Source organism: Rhizobium sp. Root482 (genome assembly GCF_001426565.1).
Classification (GTDB): Bacteria; Pseudomonadota; Alphaproteobacteria; order Rhizobiales; family Rhizobiaceae; genus Pararhizobium.
In genome coordinates this window covers 251,085-271,203 of sequence record NZ_LMFA01000021.1, presented here as the reverse complement: position 1 = coordinate 271,203, position 20,119 = coordinate 251,085, and the positions used below count along the sequence as shown (strand labels likewise).

Genomic DNA, 20,119 nt, shown 5'->3' with positions numbered 1-20,119 from the left:
TATCCGGCATCGTCACCGCATTTGACGCAGGCTCCTTTCCGGATCACCGGAACGATGTCGGCCGCGCAGAGGTGACGGATAGTTTTCGCACCCTGCCGGGTGCCCTTGGACAGGAGCGACGATGCCGGCCACCCCCCTTTATAAACGCGTGCTTTTGAAGGCCTCCGGCGAAGCTCTCATGGGAAACCAGGGTTTTGGCATCGACGTTGCCGTCGCCGACCGGATTGCTTCCGACATTGCCGAAGCGCGCGCCATGGGCGTGGAGGTCGGGGTCGTCGTCGGCGGTGGTAACATCTTCCGCGGCGTGGCGGTGGCCTCCAAGGGGGGCGACCGGGTGACCGGCGATCACATGGGCATGCTGGCGACCATCATCAACGCGTTGGCGCTGGCGACCTCGCTGCGCAAGCTGGACGTCGATACGGTCGTTCTTTCGGCCATCGCCATGCCGGAGATCTGCGAGAGCTTTTCGCAGCGCGCGACGCTCTACCACCTCTCGCTCGGCCGCGTGGTGATCTTTGCCGGCGGCACCGGCAATCCGTTCTTCACCACGGACTCGGCGGCGGCACTTCGGGCCGCGGAAATGGGCGCCGAGGCGATCTTCAAGGGAACGCAAGTCGATGGCATCTATACCGCCGATCCGAAGAAGGATCCGAATGCCGTGCGTTTCGACCGGCTGACCCACAGCGAGGTTCTCAAGCAGGGCCTGGCGGTAATGGATGTCGCCGCCGTGGCGCTGGCACGCGAAAACAGTATCCCGATTATCGTCTTCTCGATCCACGAGAAGGGCGGTTTCGCGGAAATTCTGACCGGCGGTGGCCGGGCGACGATCGTAACCGACAATTGAGCAGTCCAGGGCGGCCGCAGGGCCGCCGCGAGAACGGGAGTTTGATCCATGAGTGAAGGTATTGACCTGAATGACCTGAAGCGCCGCATGGACGGCGCGATTACTGCGTTCAAAAGCGATATCGCATCGCTGCGCACGGGGCGCGCCTCGGCCAATGTTCTCGATCCGGTGATGGTCGAGGCCTATGGTTCGCGCGTGCCGTTGAACCAGGTGGCCAATATCACCGTGCCGGAAGCGCGCATGCTCGGGGTGTCGATCTGGGACAAGTCGATGGTGAATGCGGTCGACCGGGCGATCCGCGAGTCCAATCTCGGCCTCAATCCGATCGTCGATGGTCAGAACCTGCGCATTCCGCTGCCGGAATTGAACGAAGAGCGCCGCCGGTCTCTGGTGAAGGTGGCGCATGACTATGCCGAAAAGGCAAAGATCGCCGTGCGCAATGTTCGTCGCGACGGCATGGACAGCCTGAAAAAAGCCGAAAAGGATGGCGACATCGGCCAGGATGTAAGCCGTGGCCAGTCGGAAAAGGTCCAGAAGATCACCGACGATATGATTTCCGACATCGACCGCTTGCTCGGCGAGAAGGAAAAGGAAATCATGCAGGTCTAGTCTGCTTGCGAATCTCTGTTTGTCGGGCCGTTGATGTCGAATCCCTTGCCTAGAAATGTTCCCACGCACGTGGCCATCATCATGGATGGTAACGGCCGCTGGGCGAATCTGCGCGGACTTCCGCGCACGATGGGCCATCGCAAGGGGGTCGAGGCCGTTCGCGAGGCGGTTCGCACTGCCGGCGAGGTGGGGATTCGCTACCTGACACTCTTTGCCTTTTCCTCGGAAAACTGGCGCCGGCCGGAGGCTGAGGTCTCCGACCTGATGGGTCTGCTCAAGGCCTTCATCCGGCGCGATCTCGCCGACCTTCACCACCAGAACGTCCGCATCCGGGTGATCGGCGACAGGGCCAATCTTCGCGGCGACATCCTGCCTCTGCTCCTCGAGGCCGAGGACACGACGCGCGGCAATACCGGCATCACGCTCGTCATTGCCTTCAACTACGGATCGCGCGACGAGATGACCCGTGCCATGCAGTCGCTGGCGCTCGACGTCGCGCAGGGGCGGCTTTCGGCCGAACAGATTACGCCGGAGCGCATCGCCGGCAGGCTCGATACCGCCGGGATCCCCGATCCCGATCTCGTGCTGCGCACCAGCGGCGAGGAGCGGCTGTCGAATTTTCTCCTCTGGCAGGCGGCCTATTCCGAATTGCTGTTCGTTCCCGAACTCTGGCCCGATTTCAACCGCGACGTCTTCCTGACGGCGCTGAAAACCTATGCCGGGCGGGAGCGTCGTTTCGGCGGTCTCGTGCCGCAGACACTGGCGGTCGGTTCGTGATGCAGAAGGAATTGCAACTCCGTATCGTCTCCGGAATCGTCCTGGCAGCCGTCACGCTCGGCGCCACCTGGATGGGCGGCACATTGTTCCAGTTGCTCTCGGTGGCGATTGCCCTGCTTGTCTACCACGAATGGTCGACCATCACTCGGCTTGCCGAGCGCGATTTTCAGGGCAATGCCTTCGGCTGGCTTGCGCAAGTGGTGATCGCCGCGCTGATCCTGTTCGATGGCGCTGATATGACCTTGCTGGCGCTTGCCGGCTTTGCCGTCGCGGCGGGTATATGGGTCTTGCTGCGCGGTGGCACATGGTGGCTGCCGGGCGGCATCGTCTATGCAGGCCTGACCGGCATTTCGCTTTCGGCGATCCGCGGCGACAGCGATATCGGCCTGGTAGCGATGATCTTCATCTTCGCCGTCGTCTGGGCAACGGATATCCTTGCCTATTTTACCGGCCGGGCGATCGGCGGGCCGAAACTGGCGCCGGCCATTTCGCCGGGAAAAACCTGGTCGGGCGCCATCGGCGGCGCCATTTCCGGCGTCGTTGCCGGCGTTGCGGTCTATCTCAGCTATTTTTCGCTCGACGAGGCACGCATTGCCGTGCTTGCGCTTGCGCTTTCCATTGCAAGCCAGCTCGGCGATCTCTTCGAATCCTATATCAAGCGCCGCTTCGGCGTGAAGGATTCGAGCAAGCTCATTCCCGGGCATGGCGGCGTCATGGACCGGGTTGACGGACTTGTTTTTGCCTGCTTTGCCGCGCTTCTGATATCCTTGGTGCAGGTTCTGTCCGTTGGCGGGCCGGAACTGCCCATGGGGGCAATCCTGCTGAGGCCTTGAGGTCCCGGCATACCGATCGAGGACGACATGGCTCAACTGGCCGATATGCTTCAACTGATTCTCGGCTATATCGTGCCGTTCCTACTGGTGCTTACCCTGCTCGTCTTCGTGCACGAGATGGGCCACTACCTGATCGGCCGCTGGTCGGGCATCCGCATCCTCACTTTTGCCGTCGGCTTCGGGCCGGAACTTGTCGGCTATACCGACAGGCAGGGGACGCGCTGGAAGATCTGCGCCATCCCGCTCGGCGGCTATGTCAAATTCTTTGGCGACGAAGATGCCGCGAGCACGCCGGACTATGAGCGGCTGGCGAGCTATTCGGAGGCCGAGCGCGACCGGACTTTCCTTGGCGCCAAATTGTGGAAGCGCGCCGCGACCGTGGCTGCCGGCCCGATCGCCAATTTCCTCCTGGCGATCGCGATCTTCGCGGTGCTGTTTTCGATCTATGGCAAGCCGGTGGCCGATCCGGTCGTGTCCGAGGTCAAGGAGAATAGCGCGGCCGCCAGCGCCGGCGTCAAGCCGGGAGACCTGCTGGTCTCCATCGACGGCAATGCGGTCACCACCTTCGACGATGTGCGCCGTTATGTCAGCGTTCGCCCGGAAATGCCGATCACCATCCAGGTCAAGCGCGACGAACAATTGCTCGACCTGACGATGGTGCCCCAGCGCACCGAGATCACCGACCAGTTCGGCAACAAGATGGAACTCGGCATCATCGGCATCCTGACCAACCAGGAGTCCGGGAACTTCCGCGTCAAAACCTTCGGTCCTTTGGAGGCGGTGGGGCAGGGTGCGATCGAGAGCTGGCATATCGTCACCGGTACATTCGATTATCTCGCCAATCTCGTCACAGGCCGAATGAAGGCGGACCAGCTCGGCGGGCCTATCCGCGTCGCTCAGGCCTCCGGCCAGATGGCGACCATCGGCGTTGCCGCCGTTCTGCAACTGGCCGCGGTTCTTTCGGTTTCCATCGGGCTTCTCAACCTGATGCCGGTTCCTGTGCTTGATGGTGGCCATCTGATGTTTTATGCGGTGGAAGCGGTCCGCGGAAAACCGGTTGGACCAGGCACGCAGGACATTGCCTTCCGCATCGGTTTTGCGATGATCCTGATGCTGATGGTCTTTGCCACCTGGAACGATATAAGTCTGCTCCTGGGCTAGTTTCAGGTGTGCCCCGGTGGGCGCTGCCTAAGTTGAGGCGATCCTCCCTGTTGATATTTCAAAGGGTTGATCGAAAGGAATTGTTTACGATAAAGCAATTCCGTAGTGACTGTTAGGACACGGTTTCAATTGAAGTAAACAGAAATTAACGTGCTGGCTTGCTTGTATGTGAAAAGCGGTTAAAACGGCAGCCGTGACCGGAGTCGGTACGAGTTCGCTGCGGGGCATTGGGAAGAAGGTAAGATTTATGAAAGCTGGTTCAAAGTTTTTGAACGCGGTGTCGGCGGTTGCGCTGTCTGCCAGCATGGTTGCAACGGGGAGCGGCATTGTAACGCTTGCAAGTGCCTCTGTCGCAGAGGCTGCCACCATCAGCCGTGTCGAAGTTCGTGGTGCCACGCGCGTCAGCCCTGAAACCGTCCGCGCCAACATCACCATCGTTCCCGGCAAGAGCTTCAGCAATGCAGAGATCGACGCTTCCGTAAAGCGCCTCTATTCCACCGGCTATTTCTCCGATGTCAGCATTAGCGTGTCCGGCGGAACGCTCGTCGTCTCCGTTGCCGAGAACCAGCTGATCAATCAGGTCGTTTTCAACGGCAACCGCAAGATCAAGGACGACAAGCTGCAGTCCGTGGTGCGTACGCGCTCGCTTGGTCCGTATAGCGAAGCCACCGTCGAATACGATATCCAGGCCATCAAGGACGCCTATTCGGCCGCCGGTCGCGAAGATGTCACGGTCACGACGCAGGTGGTTCCGATCGCCGAAGGGCGTGTCAACCTGGCCTTCGTCATCAATGAGGGCGATCGCACCAAGATCACCCAGATCAATTTCGTGGGTAACAATGCCTATGGCGACGGCCGGCTCCAGTCCGTGATCGCCACCAAGGAATCGGGTATCTTCTCGTTCCTGAGCCGCAAGGACGTCTACAATCCAGACAAGCTGCGTGCCGACGAGGAACTGCTGCGCCAGTTCTACTACAATCGCGGTTATGCCGATTTCCGTGTCGTCTCCTCCGATGCGATCCTCGACGAGACCTCCAACGAATATACGGTGACGATCACCGTCGAGGAGGGCGAGCGCTACGACTTCGGACCGGTTGGCGTCGAATCGACCGTCGAAGGTGTTGATGCCGAGGAACTGAAGGCTCTGGTGCAGACCTCCGAAGGCTCGATCTACAAGGCCAAGGATGTCCAGGAAAGCATTTCGGCGATTTCCAAGCGTGTCGCGGCTCAGGGCTATCCCTTTGCCCGCGTGACGCCGCGCGGCAACCGTGATTTCGGCAACCGCACGATCGCCGTCGATTATCTCGTCGATCAGGGCGAGCGTGCCTATATCGAGCGCATCGAAATCCGCGGAAATACCCGCACGCGCGACTACGTCATTCGCCGCGAATTCGACATGAGCGAAGGCGATGCCTTCAACCAGGAAATGATCGCGACGGCCAAGCGCCGCCTCGAGGCTCTGGGTTATTTCTCGACCGTCAATATTTCCACCCAGGCGGGCAGTGCGTCCGACCGCGTCGTGATCGTCGTCGACGTACAGGACCAGTCCACCGGCTCGTTCGGTATCGGTGCGGGTTATTCGGCCGGCAGTGGCGGCGGCTTCCTGGTGGAAGCCTCGATCGAGGAGAAGAATTTCCTTGGTCGCGGCCAGTATATCCGGCTCGCCGCAGGGCGTGGCGAGGACAGCCGCACCTATAATGTTGCCTTCACCGAACCCTATTTCCTGGGATATCGCCTGGCCGCCGGCTTCGATGTCTTCCAGAACGAGAACGATTTCGACCAAGACAATTACAGCTATGAAGACCGTGGCTTCAGCCTGCGTCTCACCGCGCCGATCACCGAGCGGCTATCGACCACGCTCCGCTACAACCTGACGCAGATGGATTATCACGGTGATACCGACGATCTGTCGAGCCCCTACGATCGCGTGATCGACGATTCACCGTGGACCCGTTCGTCGATTTCTCAGACGCTGACCTACAATTCGCTCGATGATGCTCAGTTGCCGCATGAAGGTATCCTGGCCTCGGCGACGCAGGAATATGCCGGTCTCGGCGGAACGTCTGATTTCTACAAGCTGACGGCAAAGGCCAAGTGGTATTATACGCTCAGCGACGATGCCGATATCATCGCCTCGATCGGCGGTAGTGCCGGTCATGTATTCAAGACGGGCGGCGAGATGGAAGTCTTCGACCAGTTCCAGTTGGGCAACAACGATATTCGCGGTTTCGAGCGCAACGGTATCGGTCCACGCGCAGAAAACGGCGACTCGATCGGCGGCACGACCTATTTCACAGCCTCGGCCGAAGCGACATTCCCCTTGCCCTTCGTGGCACGTGACGCCGGCTTCCGTGGAGCGGTGTTTGCAGATGCGGGAACGCTTTACGGCAACGAGGTGAGTGTCACGGCGGCTGATGGCGTTCGCGGCACCGGAAGCTCGCTGCGTGCCTCGGTTGGTCTCGGCCTCCTTTGGGCTTCGCCCTTCGGTCCGCTGCGGATCGATTACGCCTTCCCGATCGCCAAGGAAGATTTCGACCGGGTTCAGAACCTGAAATTCGGTATTTCGTCGGCCTTCTGATCCCTGCAGTCCAGAACTGCCTGCCAAAACTGTTCTGGAGTTGGCTATGGAACATAACTGGTTCTACCCACCGCATGCGGGTATCCGCCTCGGTGATCTGGCGGCCCGCATCGGCGCGGTGCTTGCAGATGACAATCTGGCCGACCGGCTCGTCCGGTCGGTCTCTCCGGTCTATCGGGCCGGTGAGGGCGATCTCTGCTATATGCTGTCGCGCAAGAGCCGCAGCGAGCTGGAGACTTGCCAGGCGACGGCAATCCTCTGCGACAAGGCGCTTGCCTCCATTATTCCGTCCCATATTCCCGTTCTCCTGACATCGCACGCGCACACGGCGTTTGCGCTTGCGGGCATGTATCTGCATGAGGAGGCGATGCGTCCGTCGCGCAATCTCTCGCAGACCGGCATTTCATCGGCCGCGGTGATCGACCCGCAGGCGCGGCTTGAGCTCGATGTCGAGGTGGAGCCCATGGCCGTGATCGGTGCGGGCGCCGAGATCGGTTCGGGCACGCGGATTGGTGCGGGCGCTGTGATCGGCGCTGGCGTGCGCATCGGCCGGGACTGCACCATCGCTGCCGGCGCCAGCATCCTTTGTTCGCTCATCGGCAACAATGTCATCATCCACCCGGGTGCGCGCATCGGCCAGGATGGCTTTGGCTATGCGCCGGGCCCGAAGGGGGGGATGATCAAGATCGTCCAGATCGGCCGCGTCATCATCCAGGACAATGTCGAGATCGGCGCCAATACGACGATCGATCGCGGCACGATGGACGACACCGTCATCGGCGAAGGCACCAAGATCGATAACCAGGTCCAGATCGGCCACAATGTGCGCATCGGGCGCCATTGCGGCATCGTCAGCCAGGTCGGCATCGCCGGCAGTACGGTCATTGGCGATGGTGTCATGATCGGCGGCGCCACCGCCGTCAACGGCCATATCAGGATCGGCGACAGGGTACAGATCGCCGCTATGAGCGGCGTCGCCGCCGATGTTCCGGCAGGCGAGCGCTATGGCGGCATACCGGCCCGTCCCATGCGTGACTTCCTTCGCGATATCGCTGAAATGACGGCGCGCGCGCACAATAGGCAGAAAAAGTCTGGAGGCAATGATGAGTGAAGCAGCAACCACCGTTCTCGGGACAGCCGATATCCGGGAAATCCTCAAGCTGCTTCCCCATCGCTATCCGTTCCTGCTGGTCGATCGGATCGTGGAGATCGACGGCGACAATTCGGCGATCGGCATCAAGAACGTGACCGCCAACGAGCCGCATTTCGCCGGGCATTTTCCTGAACAGCCGATCATGCCGGGCGTTCTCCTGATCGAGGGCATGGCGCAGACCGCTGGCGCCATCTGCGCCCGCAAGACCGGCAATGGCAGCAACCTCGTCTATTTCATGACCATCGACAATGCGCGTTTCCGCAAGCCGGTGGTCCCCGGCGACCGGGTCGAATATCATGTCGTCAAGCAGAAGCAGCGCGGCAATATCTGGAAATTTCACTGTGATGCAAAAGTTGACGGGCAACTCGTCGCGGAAGCTGATATCGGCGCGATGATTATCAGCAAGGAAGATGCCTGACATGATTGCCGCCACTGCGAAGATTCACCCGCTTTCCGTCATTGAAGAAGGGGCGGTGATTGGCGAGAACGTCGTTATCGGACCGTTCTGCCATATCGGCCCGAAGGTGAACCTTGCGGATGATGTCGTGCTGATCAGCCATGTGGCGGTCCTTGGCCGTACCACCGTCGGCAAGGGCACGAAGATTTTCCCCTCCGCCGTCATCGGCGGAGATTCGCAGAGCGTGCATCACAGCGCCGTCGATACGGTGCTCACGATCGGCGAGAATTGCACCATCCGCGAAGGCGTGACGATGAACACCGGCACCGTCGAGCACGGCGGCGCGACGGTGGTGGGCAACAACAATCTCTTCCTCGCCTATGCTCATGTCGCGCATGATTGCCGTCTCGGCAACAATATCATCCTGTCCAACAATGTAATGCTGGCGGGGCATGTGACGGTCGAGGACCGTGCCATTCTCGGCGGCGGTTCGGCCGTGCACCAGTTTGCCCGGATCGGCCGCCAGGCTTTTATCGGCGGGCTTTCGGCCGTTGCCTATGATGTCATTCCCTATGGCATGCTGAATGGCAATCCGGGCGTTCTGAGCGGCCTCAATGTGGTCGGCATGGCAAGGGCAGGCATCGAAAAGCCGGTGATCCACGAGGTCCGCCGCGCCTACAAGCAGATTTTCGAAGGAACGGGCTCGGTGCGGGTCAATGCCGCCGCCATTCGTGGCGATTATCTTGGCTGCGCGCCGGCCCTCGAGATCATCGATTTCATCGCCGCCGAGAGCGATCGCGCCCTGTCGTCGCCGAGCCGGGGTAAAAAAGGCTGAGCGTCATGTCCCTCGACAGCCGGCCGGAAAAAAGCGGAAGGCTGGCCATCATCGCCGGCGGCGGCATGCTGCCCCACCATGTCGCGGAAGCAGCCCGGGAAGGTGGAGAAAACCCCTATATCATCGCGCTCAGCAACGAAAACGGGCTCGACTGGAGCGATTTCGACCACCAGACGCTCGGCATCGGCGATTTCCGTGCGATCAGTGCTTTGTTCCGTTCCGAGGGGATCGACCGCGTCGTGCTGTCGGGCGCGGTGCGCCGCCGCCCGGAATGGCGCGACATCAAGCCCACGCTGAAGACGCTGGCAAAGGTGCCGGGCGTCCTGAAGACGTTGATCTCTGGCGGCGACGATGCGGTCCTGAAGATGGCCATTGACCTGATCGAAGCAAATGGCGCGCGCGTCATTGGCGTGCAGGAGGTTCTTCCGGGGCTTCTGGCGGAAACCGGCCCGCTTGGCGAGGCAATCCCCGCCGCCGACGACTGGAGGAACATCGAGGTCGCGGCAACTGCTGCGGTCGCGCTTGGCAAGCTGGATGTCGGGCAGGGCGCCGTTGCTGTCGGGGGCCGGGTCGTTGCCCTGGAGGGACCGGAAGGAACGGATGCGATGCTTGCGCGCGTAGCCGGCCTGCGCGCGGAGGGCCGGATATCCGCCCGCCGTGGCGGGGTGCTCGTCAAGCTCTGCAAGCCGCAACAGGAATTGCGCGCCGATCTGCCGTCGATAGGCGCCTCCACGATCACCGGGGCGCAGGCAGCCGGACTTACGGGCATTGCCGTGGAAGCGGGCCGTGCGCTGGTGCTGGAGCGGGCGGACCTCGTTTCGCTGGCGAATCGGACCGGTCTCTTCGTGACGGGGATCGACCGCAAGTTCCTGAAAGGTCTGACATGACGGCGAACAATGTCAAGCTGGGGATTATTGCCGGCGAGGTCTCCGGCGACCTCCTGGGAGCGGACCTCGTCCGGGCATTGCGGTCGCTCACCGGCGGCGATCTTTCGCTGGTCGGGGTCGGGGGAGAGGCGCTCGAGGCCGAGGGGCTCGCATCGCTCTTTGATTATTCCGAACTCTCCATCATGGGGATTTCACAGGTTTTGGCGAGGTTGCCGAAACTGATCCTGCGCATCCGCCAGACGGCCAATGCCATCATTGCAGCGCGCCCCGGTATCCTCGTCATCATCGACAGTCCGGATTTTACCCATCGTGTCGCCCGGATCGTCGCCAAGGCCTTGCCGGATCTGCCGATCGTCGACTACGTCTGCCCCAGCGTCTGGGCCTGGAAACCGGAACGCGCCGTCAGGATGCGCCCCTATATCGATCATGTGCTTGCTGTTCTTCCCTTTGAGCCGGAGGTGATGGAGCGGCTCGGCGGACCGCCCACCACCTATGTCGGACATCGGCTGGCAAGCGACGCCGATGTCCTGTCCGTGCGGCAACGCCAGGTCGAAAAGCGCACCGCCCGAACAAATCTCACCGCGGCGACATGCCTGCTCCTGCCGGGGTCGCGCGCCAGCGAGATCAGCCGCCTGTTGCCCAGTTTCGGCGAGACCGCAGAGGAACTGCAAGGCCGCCACCCGCAGATGCGGTTCCTGCTGCCGACTGTTGCGCGACAGGAAGAGTTGGTCCGCCAAATCACCGCCTCATGGGCCGTTAAGCCGGAGATCACGGTAGGGACTGAGGCCAAGTGGCGCGCCTTTGCGCGGGCGGATGCAGCCATCGCTGCGTCGGGCACGGTCATCCTCGAACTGGCGCTCGCGGGCATTCCCGTCGTATCGACCTACAAGGCCGACTGGATCATCCGCCTGATGCACAAGCGCATCAAGATATGGACAGCAGCCATTCCCAATCTGATCGCCGATTACGCCGTCGTTCCCGAATATCTGAACGAGGCGGTCCGGCCGGGCGCACTTGCGCGCTGGGTCGAGCGGCTGAGTAAGGATACGCCGGAGCGCGAGGCGATGTTGGCCGGCTTCCGAACGGTCTGGCAGCGCATGGAGACGGACCATCCTCCCGGCGAGACCGCCGCCCATATCGTCCTTTCGGTTCTACAAGACAAAAGGCCCGGTCATCGCTGACCGGGCCTTTTCAATGCGCGTTCTTCAAGCTCAGCGCTTGGAAACCGGCAGGTAATCGCGTTCCGGCTCGCCGATATAGAGCTGACGTGGCCGTCCGATGCGCTGTTCCGGATCCTCGATCATCTCGTTCCACTGGGCGATCCAGCCGACGGTGCGGGCAAGCGCGAACAGCACGGTGAACATGGTCGTGGGGAAGCCCAGCGCCTTCAGCGTGATGCCGGAATAGAAGTCGATGTTCGGATAGAGCTTCTTCTCGATGAAATAGCTGTCCGTCAGCGCGATGCGTTCCAGCTCCATCGCCACTTCGAGCAACGGATCGTCCTTGTGGCCAAGCTCGGCCAGCACTTCATGCGTGGTCTTCTGCATGATCTTGGCGCGCGGATCGTAGTTCTTGTAGACCCGGTGGCCGAAGCCCATCAGGCGGAACGGATCGTTCTTGTCCTTGGCTCTCGCGACAAATTCCGGAATGCGGTCGACCGTGCCGATTTCGGCGAGCATGTTCAAGGCAGCCTCGTTCGCGCCGCCATGGGCCGGTCCCCAGAGGCAGGCGATGCCGGCCGCGATGCAGGCAAAGGGATTGGCGCCCGACGAGCCGGCAAGACGCACGGTGGATGTCGAAGCGTTCTGCTCGTGATCCGCGTGCAGGATGAAGATGCGGTCCATGGCGCGCGACAGCACCGGATTGACGACATATTCCTCGCAAGGAACGGCAAAGCACATGCGCAGGAAGTTCGACGCATAGTCGAGGTCGTTCTTCGGGTAAACGAAGGGCTGGCCGATATGGTATTTGAAGGCCATGGCCGCAAGCGTCGGCATCTTGGCGATCATGCGCAGGCTGGCGACCATGCGCTGATGCGGATCGGTGATGTCGGTGGAATCGTGATAGAAGGCCGAGAGCGCGCCGACGCAGCCGCACATGACGGCCATCGGATGGGCATCGCGGCGGAAGCCGGTGAAGAAGCGCGACACCTGTTCATGCACCATCGTATGGTGGGTGACGCGGTAATCGAAATCCTTCTTCTGTGCCGCTGTCGGCAGTTCGCCATAGAGCAGCAGGTAGCAGACTTCCAGGAAATCGCCGTGTTCTGCCAATTGTTCGATCGGATAGCCGCGGTGCAGCAGAATGCCTTCGTCGCCATCGATATAGGTGATCTTGGATTCGCACGAAGCTGTCGAGGTGAAGCCGGGATCGTACGTAAATTGGCCGGTCTGTTTGTAGAGCGTGCCGATATCGACAACGTCCGGACCAATGGACCCCGATCGTACCGGCAATTCCACCGTTTTGTCATTGACCGTTACAACTGCGCTTTTTCCTGTCATGGGGATCCTCCGTTTGCAGCAAATTGGCACACAATTATGCCGCAGTTATTAACGTTGACCATGTGCTATCCGATTTGATCCCGACTGCCAAGTTGAACCAAAGGCAAATTGTGCGACGCAAAAACAGGCATATGGCGCCGCAATAATCGCACGTTCCGGCCGCAAGGCCAATGCCGCAGCCGGGCAAAAAACAGTCAGCGCGGCGTGTATTCAAATTCGTGCTCAATTTTTAGGCTGTTTCTGGTCGGTTGCATTTTATCGATCCACTCGGCACACTGGCCCATTGTGGTGGTGGAACGGCGTCCATGAGAGAGGGGCGAGAGCAGGAAACAGCGTGGCCCTCGCAATTTCCGGGCCTCACGCCCGATGGGCCGGAGAGGGCCGCCGAGCGTGCCGATGCGCGAAACATGCCTGTCGAACGCCGCTCCGGCACAGCTCCCGGCCCAGGTTCAGGCCAACTCGGACGCTCGATCATCGCCGGCCTTCGCGCTCGAAACTGGCGTACGGTGATCGTCAGGGCGGTTGATGAGGAACAGGCTTTTGGTCATGGCTTCCTGTTTCTGCCGGTATTTCTCGGCGCCGGTGCGCTTTTCTGGTTTTCGCTGCCGCAGACGCCCGGCTTTTCCGAACTTGCACTGCTGATATGCGTATTTGGCATGGCGGCGGTGCTGTTGCGGCATTCGCCGGGATTGAGACGAAGCGCTGCCATTTTCACATTTCTGTTCGTCGCCGGCATGATGCTTGCCGCCTGGGAAACCCGGCGCGCCGATACCGTGATGCTCGACTCGCCGGTGACCACCCGAATTCAGGGCAGGGTCGTTGCGCGGGAAACGACAGATCGTGGTCATTGGCGTTATACCGTCGTCCTGGCCGAAACGTCCGATCCGGTCCTGAAGCGGCCTCCGGAGCGGGTCACGCTTCTATCGCGCAGCCGCGAAGCACCGATCGCGATCGGCGGAGGCGTCGAGGGCAGGGTGCGCCTGTCGCCCCCATCCGGCGCAGCACTTCCCGGCCTCAACGATTTTGCCTTCGACAGCTATTTCAAGGGGATCGGCGCTGTTGGCTATTTCTATGGGAAGCCAAAGTCGGTCGCCAGCCCTGATAGCGTCGCCCATGGCCCGATGGCGGCATGGCGAGGAAAGGCACTGGAGCGGATCGCCGGCTGGCGCGAGGCGATCGGCGCGCGCATCCGCGCAACGATCGGTGGCGATGCCGGCGCGATCGCCGCGGCGCTGGTCACCGCCGAGGAGCGCGCCATCAGCCGCCCGACAGTCGAGGCGCTGCGCGAAGCGGGACTGGCGCATGTCCTGGCGATCTCGGGTCTCAACATGGTGCTGGTCGCCGGCACCTTCCTCATCGGCGCACGGACGCTTCTGAGCCTCGTGCCCGGCCTGGCGCACCGGTTCGCCATCAAGAAGCTGGCCGCGGTCGGCGCCCTGGTCATGGTATTCTTCTATATCCTCATCTCGGGCGGTGCGGTGTCGGCGATCCGGTCCTGGATCATGATCTCGATCATGCTGGTGGCCGTGTTGTTCGACAGGCCGTCGATCAGCCTGCGCAATGTCGCCCTGTCGGCTCTCGTCATCCTCGTCGTCACGCCGTCGGCCGTCACCGGCCCCGGTTTCCAGATGTCGTTTGCGGCGACGCTCGCATTGGTGGCCGGCTACGGACATTGGCGCGATCGGCCAAGCCGCGACATGCTGCCGATCACTATGCGGACCCGGTCGCTCACACTCGTCGGCGGCTTTTTCGGCGGGTTGCTCCTGAGTTCCCTGATCGGCGGCCTCTCGACGATGATCTATTCCGCCGGTCATTTCCACCGGCTTGCCGCCTATGGATTGGTCGGCAATATCCTTGCCATGCCGGTCATCAGCGTGCTCGTCATGCCGTTCGGACTTCTCGCCATGCTGCTCATGCCCTTCGGTCTCGATTACTATCCGTTGCTGGTGATGGGACAGGGGCTGGAATGGATGATCGCCATCGCCGATCTCGTTTCTTCATGGGGCGGCGAGGTGGCGACCGGAAGGGTGCCGCATGGCGCCTTCCTGCTGATTGCCGCCGGTGGCGTGCTCGCCTGCCTGTTTCGCACCTGGCTTGCGCTCTCCGGCATCCTCGTGATCGTCGTCGGGCTTTTCGCCGGCTGGTCGGGAGAGACTGTCCGCCCGGTCCTGGCCGTTGCCGAGGATGGGCGCCTCGTCGCTCTCATCGATCACAAGGCCGTTGCGAGCAACCGCGCGCGGCCGGGCGATTTCGTGTTTTCGCAATGGCAAAGAGCGTTGCGGCTGGAGGCGCACGAAAAACCCGTTACCCGGGATGATCTGAGCCTCGACGAGCCGGCCGAAGTGGCTGCCGCTCTCGACGCAACCGGCGCGACGCGAAGGCACAGGCCGCCATTTGACCCAAGGGAAGCGCGGTCCGCCCTCAAGAAATTGGTCGCGGAGGCATCAGGAGGGCGATTTGCTTGCGTTGCGAAACAATGGTGTGCGGCCACGACGCGGCAGGGATGGCGCATCGTCACCGTGGAGGATGCGCGCCTTGTCGGTGCCGCCTGCGACCAGGCCGATATTGTCGTGACCCCGGTGATGCTGCGTTTTTTTGCCTGTCGCTCGGGCGCATTGCTTCTGAGCGGGCAAAGCTTGCGGCGGACGGGTGCCGTCGAGATTTACGCCGCCCCCGGCGATGGTGGCGCCAGGCCGACCGATAAGGCGGATATGCGGGTGGTTCAGGCACAGGAACAGTTGCAGCGCCCTTGGGCGCGCCACAGGACCTATGACTGGCGCAGCGGAACCTTCGACAGCACCGCCGCGACCGAGTAGCCGACGCGCCGACCGAGGGGCGGCGGCGGTTGCCTGTTATTTCTTGATTATAATACTCAACAAATACTTGTCTCTGCACCTCGGTCTGTCGTAAGAAGCCGCGACGGCGGTCGGCCAATGCGTTCGGCTGCGAGACGGATTGCACCTGCCTTGCCGGTCGGCGGGTGCTTATATGAGGACAGGTCATGGCAAAGCGGACAATGGCGAAATGGGTGGTGCTGGGGACGATGCTGCTGGCGCTGTCGGGCGCGGGCGCGCTTCACGCACAGGATATGCCGGCGACGGCTCCCGAGGCAGCCACGCAGCAACCGGTCGAGATAGCGCCGATGGGCGCGGATGCGGATCAGGTGCCGACGATCGAGACGAATGCGGCGCAAGGTGAGGCGCCTGATCGGACCCTGCCGCACAATCTCTCGCCGCTCGGCATGTTCATGGCCGCCGATATCGTCGTCAAGGGCGTCATGGGCGCCTTGGCCCTGGCGTCGGTGGCAAGCTGGGCGATCCTCCTCGTCAAGCTTCTTGAAATCGGCTCTGCCAAGGCCGGCGCACGGAAGGCGGCACGGACCTTGTCGGATGCGGTTTTCCTGCGAGATGTCAGGCAAAAGGCGACGGACGCAAAAGATCCGACGACGCAGATGATCGCCGCCGCCGCAAAGGAACTGGAAAAATCAGACGCGGTGCTCGATCTCGTCTCGACACAGGGCGTCAAGGAGCGCGTGACATCGCATTTGTCGCGCATCGAGGCCGGGGCCGGCAAGCGCATCGCCAGCGGTACCGGCGTGCTGGCGACGATCGGTTCGATCTCGCCTTTCGTCGGGCTGTTCGGCACCGTCTGGGGCATCATGAATTCCTTCATCGGGATCAGCCAGGCCCAGACGACCAATCTGGCGATCGTGGCGCCGGGCATTGCCGAAGCCTTGCTGGCAACCGCCATCGGCCTCGTTGCAGCCATTCCCGCGGTCGTCATCTACAATTATTTTGCCCGCTCGATCAGCGGTTACCGGCTGATCCTCGCCGATGCCGCAGCGGCGGTGGAGCGGCTGGTCAGCCGCGAACTTGATTTCCGCCAGGCCGACCGGCTCGGATCCCGCAAAGGTGAAGGCCAGGCGCGTGCCGATGCCGGCATGGCACGGATCGGATAAGTCATGGCTGGCAGGATCAAGGAAGCCGAAGGCGATCTCGAGGAAAACAGCGAAATCAACGTCACGCCGTTCATCGACGTGATGCTGGTGCTGCTGATCATCTTCATGGTGGCGGCGCCGCTTGCGACGGTCGATATGAAGGTCGATCTGCCGCAATCGGCGGCGCGGCCGGAAAAGCGCGAGGACAAGCCCGTCTTCGTCACTTTGAAGGCCGATCTTACCCTCGCTCTGGGCAATGACATGGTGGGCCGCGATGGCTTCATCGACGCGCTCAGGCAGATGACCGAGGGCGATACCCAGGCGCGAATCCTGCTGCGTGCCGACAAGGCCGTCGGCTATGGCGAACTGATGACGGTGATGAACCTCATCCAGAAGGCGGGCTATTCCAAAATCGGTCTGGTGGGCCTGGAAGCGGCGCCGGCCGGCTAGAACTTGTAGCCGAGCGACAGGCCGGCGCGGCTCAGGCCGTCATTCGGTCCGTCGCAGAGATTGGCATGCGATGCGTGATCGGCGGTCGCCAGCAACTGCCAATTGTCGCTCACCCGATATCCGAGTGCGACCTGTTCGCGAAACAGAAAGCGGCAGCCGAGCTTCGGTTCGTCTGCCGGACCGCTATCCAGATTGCCGTTGTGCACGGTGCCGCCAAGACCGAGTTCGACGAAGAGGCGGTCGGTAAGATCGGCGCTCCAGCTGAAGCCGCCATAGACCTGATCGACCCCGTTGCCGGTGCCGACGGAGGCGCCGAGATAGATGCGCGGCTCGAGCAGAGACTGCTGCCAACTGGCCGGCTCGCCGCTCGACAGGGGATCGAAGAAAATCGTCGCCGATGGAAACACGCCCGTTTCGCCCGAATTATCGCTGACCGATCCACTCACGCCGAAACGGAGTTCGTCGAAAACACTGTCGGCTGCGTGCGCCTGTCCTGCAGGCTGCCAAAGAAACAGAGCCGCCGAAAGCAAGGCAAGCCCGGTTGCGGGAAGGCGTGATGGCTGAACGTTCATGCTATCTCCCGGATCGCTCCGCGATTCGTCAAAGTCTCTCGGATAATCTGCCCGAGATTTTTTCCACTGCAAGTCGGAATAGCGCCCGGCGCTTTCGTGAAGCTTGCTTTTTTGACAGAACTGCATTCCATAGCTTGAAACGGGTGCCTCGCGGATTTATGAGCATGGCGTTGACCGGCCGCCGATGGTTGCCGGTTGTTGTTGCGCCGGCGAAGCGCAATGCCGGACGGTGATCCGGATCATGAGGGCATTGATATGGATTTCGAAGCAGCACGCATCAAAATGGTCGACAACCAGATCCGCACGACGGATGTCACGTCGCATGCCGTTCTTTCGGCCTTCCTGTCGGTGCCGCGCGAAGAATTCGTGCCCGACCGGATGAAGGCGCTTGCCTATATCGACACGGATGTCGAATTGTCGGATGAACCGGCCATTGAGCGGCGCTACCTGATGGAACCCTCGCCGATGGCGAAACTCCTGCAACTGGCGACGATCGCAAAGAGCGACAGGGTTCTCGAAATCGGCTCCGGCACCGGTTATGGCGCGGCGATCCTTGCGCAGCTGGCCGATACGGTGGTGGCGCTCGAGAGTGACGGCGCTCTTGCTGCACAGGCGTCAGAAACCCTTGCCCGCCTTGGTTACTCTTCCGTCGTCGTCGTCAATGGCGATCTCGAGCAGGGCCATACCGCAGCCGCGCCCTATGACGTGATCTTCGTCCATGGTGCCGTTGAAATGGTACCGTCCGCACTTTGCGAACAGCTTGCCGAGGGTGGCCGGCTCGTGGCGGTCGTCGGGGCGGGCAATGCGTCGCGCGCCCGGCTTTTCCTCAGGGAGAGCGGCAAGACATCCGAACGGCTTGCCTTCAATACCGCCGTCAAGCCGCTGCCAGGCTTTCGCCTTAGCCGCGAATTCGTATTTTAAAGGATTGGCGCCAAAGCCGCGCGCCACATCGGTTGCGATGTGGCGATTTGGCAACGGGCTTTTCGTTTCTCTCCGGCTCTGCCTAGCCCGGCGAATGCGATCGGTTGCCGGTCTTTCAAATTAAAGCTTCAAAGAGACATCTTGCGGACGACCGGATGAGGCTTTGCCTTCCTCTGTCGGTCAGCCGGAGACCGCAGACGTGGCGTCGCCGGGGGGCGTGCCTTTGTTCCGCGAACTGAGCATGCAGGCTTCCATACGGAGTAGAGATCGTGACGAGTTTGCGCAAATCGGCCGCGGCGGCTGTACTGTCTGCTGCCCTTTGGCTGATGCCTTGCGGCGTTTCGGCCGAGACGATCTTCGATGCGATGGCCAAGGCCTATCAGAACAATCCGGACCTGAACGCGGTGCGCGCCGGTCTGAGGGCGACCGACGAAGGCGTTCCGATCGCCAAATCCGGCTATCGGCCGAGAATAGGGGCAACGGCGCAGGGGACGTTCACGCGGCTGGGGACCGAGAGACTCAGTCCGTTTTTTCCTGCCACGCCCCTGATACAGAATGATTTCCATACCGGCTCCGCCAGCATCACCATCACGCAGCAGGTGTTCGATGGTTTCCAGACCCTCAACAATGTGAAGGCGGCGGAAGCCAATGTCTTTTCCAGCCGCGAGACCTTGAAGGCCAACGAGATTTCCATCCTGCTGGCGGCCGCGCAATCCTATGCCAATATCGCGCGCGACCAGCGCGTCGTTTCCATTCGCAAGCGTAACCTTGCCTTCCTCAAGGAGCAGTTGAACGCCGCCCGGTCGCGTCTCGATGTGGGCGAGGGCACGCGTACCGATGTCAGCCAGGCCGAGGCGGAACTGGCGGGCGCGCAGGCGATCCTGGTCAACGCCGTCTCCCAGCTGAAGCAGAGCGAAGCCCTTTACGTGCAGATCGTCGGCGATGCGCCGAGGGGCGTCAAGCAACCGGCGCCGGCCTCGAAGGCGTTGCCGAAAAGCCTGGACCAGGCGGTCGCCGCCGGCTTGCGCGATCATCCGACGATCGCCGCCGCCCTTTATAATGTCGATGCGGCCGGCTATCGGGTGAAATCGGCGGAAGGCACCATGTTGCCGGGTGTCGTCGTGCAGGGAGCATTGTCCCGCAACACGACCGATCGCGATGGCAGTCCCGATACGTCCAATGCCTCCATTACCGCCAGGCTTGAAGTGCCGCTCTATCAGGGTGGCGCCGAATACGGCCAGATCAGGCAGGCCAAGGAGCGGATGGGACAGCAGCAGATCCTTGTCGATTCGGCGCGGGCCGAAGTCCAGCAGACCATTGTTTCGGCGCATGCGCAGTTCGAGGCCGCGCTGGCCACGACCAGCGCCAACAAGGCACAGGTCAGTGCCGCGAACATGGCCCTGGCCGGTGTCATCGAGGAGCGCAAGGTTGGCCAGCGCACGACGCTGGACGTGCTGGACGCACAACAGAGCGTGCTCGTTGCCGAGGAGAGCCTCGTCGCCTCCGAGCGCAACGCCGTTGTCGCCAGCTATTCGCTCCTGGCTGCTGCGGCCCGCCTGACGGTGAGGAGCCAGGGGCTCAAGGTCGCCGAATATCGGCCCGAGGATCATTACGAAGCCGTCAAGGACAAATGGTTCGGACTGCGGACCGTCGATGGACGCTGA

18 protein-coding genes are annotated in these 20,119 nt (G+C 61.8%); 16 read left to right on the top strand and 2 right to left on the bottom strand.

Annotation, left to right across the window (positions count from 1 at the left end; all coding sequences use genetic code 11):
• Positions 1-121: 121 nt before the first annotated feature.
• From pyrH to lpxB, 11 genes are all read left to right on the top strand, one after another.
• Positions 122-844 carry a UMP kinase gene (pyrH, locus tag ASD31_RS15400; protein ID WP_056335417.1) on the top strand — a complete coding sequence of 241 codons (723 nt, stop codon included), beginning with the start codon at positions 122-124 and terminating at the stop codon, positions 842-844.
• A gap of 48 nt (positions 845-892) precedes the next feature.
• On the top strand, positions 893-1,453 hold the full coding sequence (frr, locus tag ASD31_RS15395; RefSeq protein ID WP_056335414.1) for a ribosome recycling factor: 561 nt from the start codon (positions 893-895) through the stop codon (positions 1,451-1,453).
• Between the two features lie 33 nt (positions 1,454-1,486).
• A complete protein-coding gene (locus ASD31_RS15390; protein ID WP_056335412.1) occupies positions 1,487-2,230 on the top strand; it encodes an isoprenyl transferase in 744 nt (247 codons plus the stop codon).
• Complete coding sequence (locus ASD31_RS15385; protein WP_056335409.1) at positions 2,230-3,063, top strand: phosphatidate cytidylyltransferase; 834 nt, start codon at positions 2,230-2,232, stop codon at positions 3,061-3,063. Before ASD31_RS15390 ends, ASD31_RS15385 begins: the two co-directional genes overlap by 1 nt.
• 27 nt (positions 3,064-3,090) lie before the next feature.
• A complete protein-coding gene (gene rseP, locus ASD31_RS15380) occupies positions 3,091-4,224 on the top strand; it encodes an RIP metalloprotease RseP (protein WP_056335406.1) in 1,134 nt (377 codons plus the stop codon).
• 247 nt (positions 4,225-4,471) lie between these two features.
• Positions 4,472-6,802, top strand: a complete 2,331-nt coding sequence (bamA, locus tag ASD31_RS15375) for an outer membrane protein assembly factor BamA (RefSeq protein WP_056335404.1) — start codon at positions 4,472-4,474, stop codon at positions 6,800-6,802.
• 46 nt (positions 6,803-6,848) lie between these two features.
• Complete coding sequence (gene lpxD / locus ASD31_RS15370) at positions 6,849-7,913, top strand: UDP-3-O-(3-hydroxymyristoyl)glucosamine N-acyltransferase (RefSeq protein WP_056335402.1); 1,065 nt, start codon at positions 6,849-6,851, stop codon at positions 7,911-7,913.
• Entirely contained in the window at positions 7,906-8,373 is a 468-nt protein-coding gene (gene fabZ / locus ASD31_RS15365) for a 3-hydroxyacyl-ACP dehydratase FabZ (RefSeq protein ID WP_056335398.1), read from the top strand. Before lpxD ends, fabZ begins: the two co-directional genes overlap by 8 nt.
• Before the next feature lies 1 nt (position 8,374).
• Entirely contained in the window at positions 8,375-9,187 is an 813-nt protein-coding gene (gene lpxA, locus ASD31_RS15360; RefSeq protein WP_056335394.1) for an acyl-ACP--UDP-N-acetylglucosamine O-acyltransferase, read from the top strand.
• Between the two features lie 5 nt (positions 9,188-9,192).
• Positions 9,193-10,074, top strand: coding sequence for an LpxI family protein (locus ASD31_RS15355; protein ID WP_056335391.1), 882 nt, complete (start codon positions 9,193-9,195; stop codon positions 10,072-10,074).
• A complete protein-coding gene (lpxB, locus tag ASD31_RS15350; protein WP_056335387.1) occupies positions 10,071-11,255 on the top strand; it encodes a lipid-A-disaccharide synthase in 1,185 nt (394 codons plus the stop codon). Before ASD31_RS15355 ends, lpxB begins: the two co-directional genes overlap by 4 nt.
• Before the next feature lie 30 nt (positions 11,256-11,285).
• Here lpxB and gltA read toward each other — a convergent pair whose 3' ends face one another.
• Complete coding sequence (gene gltA, locus ASD31_RS15345) at positions 11,286-12,575, bottom strand: citrate synthase (RefSeq protein ID WP_056335384.1); 1,290 nt, start codon at positions 12,573-12,575, stop codon at positions 11,286-11,288.
• Positions 12,576-12,880: 305 nt separating this feature from the next.
• Between gltA and ASD31_RS15340 the strand changes: the two genes are divergently transcribed.
• The 3 genes from ASD31_RS15340 (at position 12,881) to exbD (ending at position 16,962) form a co-directional block, all read left to right on the top strand.
• Positions 12,881-15,391 carry a ComEC/Rec2 family competence protein gene (locus ASD31_RS15340; RefSeq protein ID WP_244483864.1) on the top strand — a complete coding sequence of 837 codons (2,511 nt, stop codon included), beginning with the start codon at positions 12,881-12,883 and terminating at the stop codon, positions 15,389-15,391.
• Positions 15,392-15,576: 185 nt separating this feature from the next.
• Complete coding sequence (exbB, locus tag ASD31_RS15335; protein ID WP_056335381.1) at positions 15,577-16,533, top strand: tonB-system energizer ExbB; 957 nt, start codon at positions 15,577-15,579, stop codon at positions 16,531-16,533.
• A 3-nt stretch (positions 16,534-16,536) separates the two neighbouring features.
• Positions 16,537-16,962, top strand: coding sequence for a TonB system transport protein ExbD (gene exbD, locus ASD31_RS15330; protein WP_056335377.1), 426 nt, complete (start codon positions 16,537-16,539; stop codon positions 16,960-16,962).
• Here the strand turns inward: exbD and ASD31_RS15325 are convergent.
• The gene (locus ASD31_RS15325; protein WP_056335375.1) at positions 16,959-17,534 is read right to left on the bottom strand and encodes an acyloxyacyl hydrolase; all 576 of its coding nucleotides are present in this window, start codon (positions 17,532-17,534) and stop codon (positions 16,959-16,961) included. The two genes, exbD and ASD31_RS15325, sit on opposite strands and share 4 nt — an antisense overlap.
• A gap of 255 nt (positions 17,535-17,789) precedes the next feature.
• Here ASD31_RS15325 and ASD31_RS15320 point away from each other — a divergent pair, with 255 nt between their 5' ends.
• Together ASD31_RS15320 and ASD31_RS15315 are read left to right on the top strand one after the other, a co-directional pair.
• On the top strand, positions 17,790-18,455 hold the full coding sequence (locus ASD31_RS15320; protein WP_056335844.1) for a protein-L-isoaspartate O-methyltransferase family protein: 666 nt from the start codon (positions 17,790-17,792) through the stop codon (positions 18,453-18,455).
• A gap of 266 nt (positions 18,456-18,721) precedes the next feature.
• Complete coding sequence (locus ASD31_RS15315) at positions 18,722-20,119, top strand: TolC family outer membrane protein (RefSeq protein ID WP_056335372.1); 1,398 nt, start codon at positions 18,722-18,724, stop codon at positions 20,117-20,119.

What these genes read in the sequence shown, in the direction of transcription:
- lpxB (WP_056335387.1), top strand. Translation starts at nt 10,071, where the DNA reads ATGACGGCGAACAATGTCAAGCTGGGGATTATTGCCGGCGAGGTCTCC.
- ASD31_RS15385 (WP_056335409.1), top strand. Translation starts at nt 2,230, where the DNA reads ATGCAGAAGGAATTGCAACTCCGTATCGTCTCCGGAATCGTCCTGGCA.
- ASD31_RS15340 (WP_244483864.1), top strand. Translation starts at nt 12,881, where the DNA reads ATGAGAGAGGGGCGAGAGCAGGAAACAGCGTGGCCCTCGCAATTTCCG.
- ASD31_RS15325 (WP_056335375.1), bottom strand. Translation starts at nt 17,534, where the DNA reads ATGAACGTTCAGCCATCACGCCTTCCCGCAACCGGGCTTGCCTTGCTT.
- rseP (WP_056335406.1), top strand. Translation starts at nt 3,091, where the DNA reads ATGGCTCAACTGGCCGATATGCTTCAACTGATTCTCGGCTATATCGTG.
- frr (WP_056335414.1), top strand. Translation starts at nt 893, where the DNA reads ATGAGTGAAGGTATTGACCTGAATGACCTGAAGCGCCGCATGGACGGC.
- fabZ (WP_056335398.1), top strand. Translation starts at nt 7,906, where the DNA reads ATGAGTGAAGCAGCAACCACCGTTCTCGGGACAGCCGATATCCGGGAA.
- pyrH (WP_056335417.1), top strand. Translation starts at nt 122, where the DNA reads ATGCCGGCCACCCCCCTTTATAAACGCGTGCTTTTGAAGGCCTCCGGC.
- ASD31_RS15355 (WP_056335391.1), top strand. Translation starts at nt 9,193, where the DNA reads ATGTCCCTCGACAGCCGGCCGGAAAAAAGCGGAAGGCTGGCCATCATC.
- lpxD (WP_056335402.1), top strand. Translation starts at nt 6,849, where the DNA reads ATGGAACATAACTGGTTCTACCCACCGCATGCGGGTATCCGCCTCGGT.
- gltA (WP_056335384.1), bottom strand. Translation starts at nt 12,575, where the DNA reads ATGACAGGAAAAAGCGCAGTTGTAACGGTCAATGACAAAACGGTGGAA.
- exbD (WP_056335377.1), top strand. Translation starts at nt 16,537, where the DNA reads ATGGCTGGCAGGATCAAGGAAGCCGAAGGCGATCTCGAGGAAAACAGC.
- ASD31_RS15320 (WP_056335844.1), top strand. Translation starts at nt 17,790, where the DNA reads ATGGATTTCGAAGCAGCACGCATCAAAATGGTCGACAACCAGATCCGC.
- ASD31_RS15390 (WP_056335412.1), top strand. Translation starts at nt 1,487, where the DNA reads ATGTCGAATCCCTTGCCTAGAAATGTTCCCACGCACGTGGCCATCATC.
- exbB (WP_056335381.1), top strand. Translation starts at nt 15,577, where the DNA reads ATGGCAAAGCGGACAATGGCGAAATGGGTGGTGCTGGGGACGATGCTG.
- lpxA (WP_056335394.1), top strand. Translation starts at nt 8,375, where the DNA reads ATGATTGCCGCCACTGCGAAGATTCACCCGCTTTCCGTCATTGAAGAA.
- bamA (WP_056335404.1), top strand. Translation starts at nt 4,472, where the DNA reads ATGAAAGCTGGTTCAAAGTTTTTGAACGCGGTGTCGGCGGTTGCGCTG.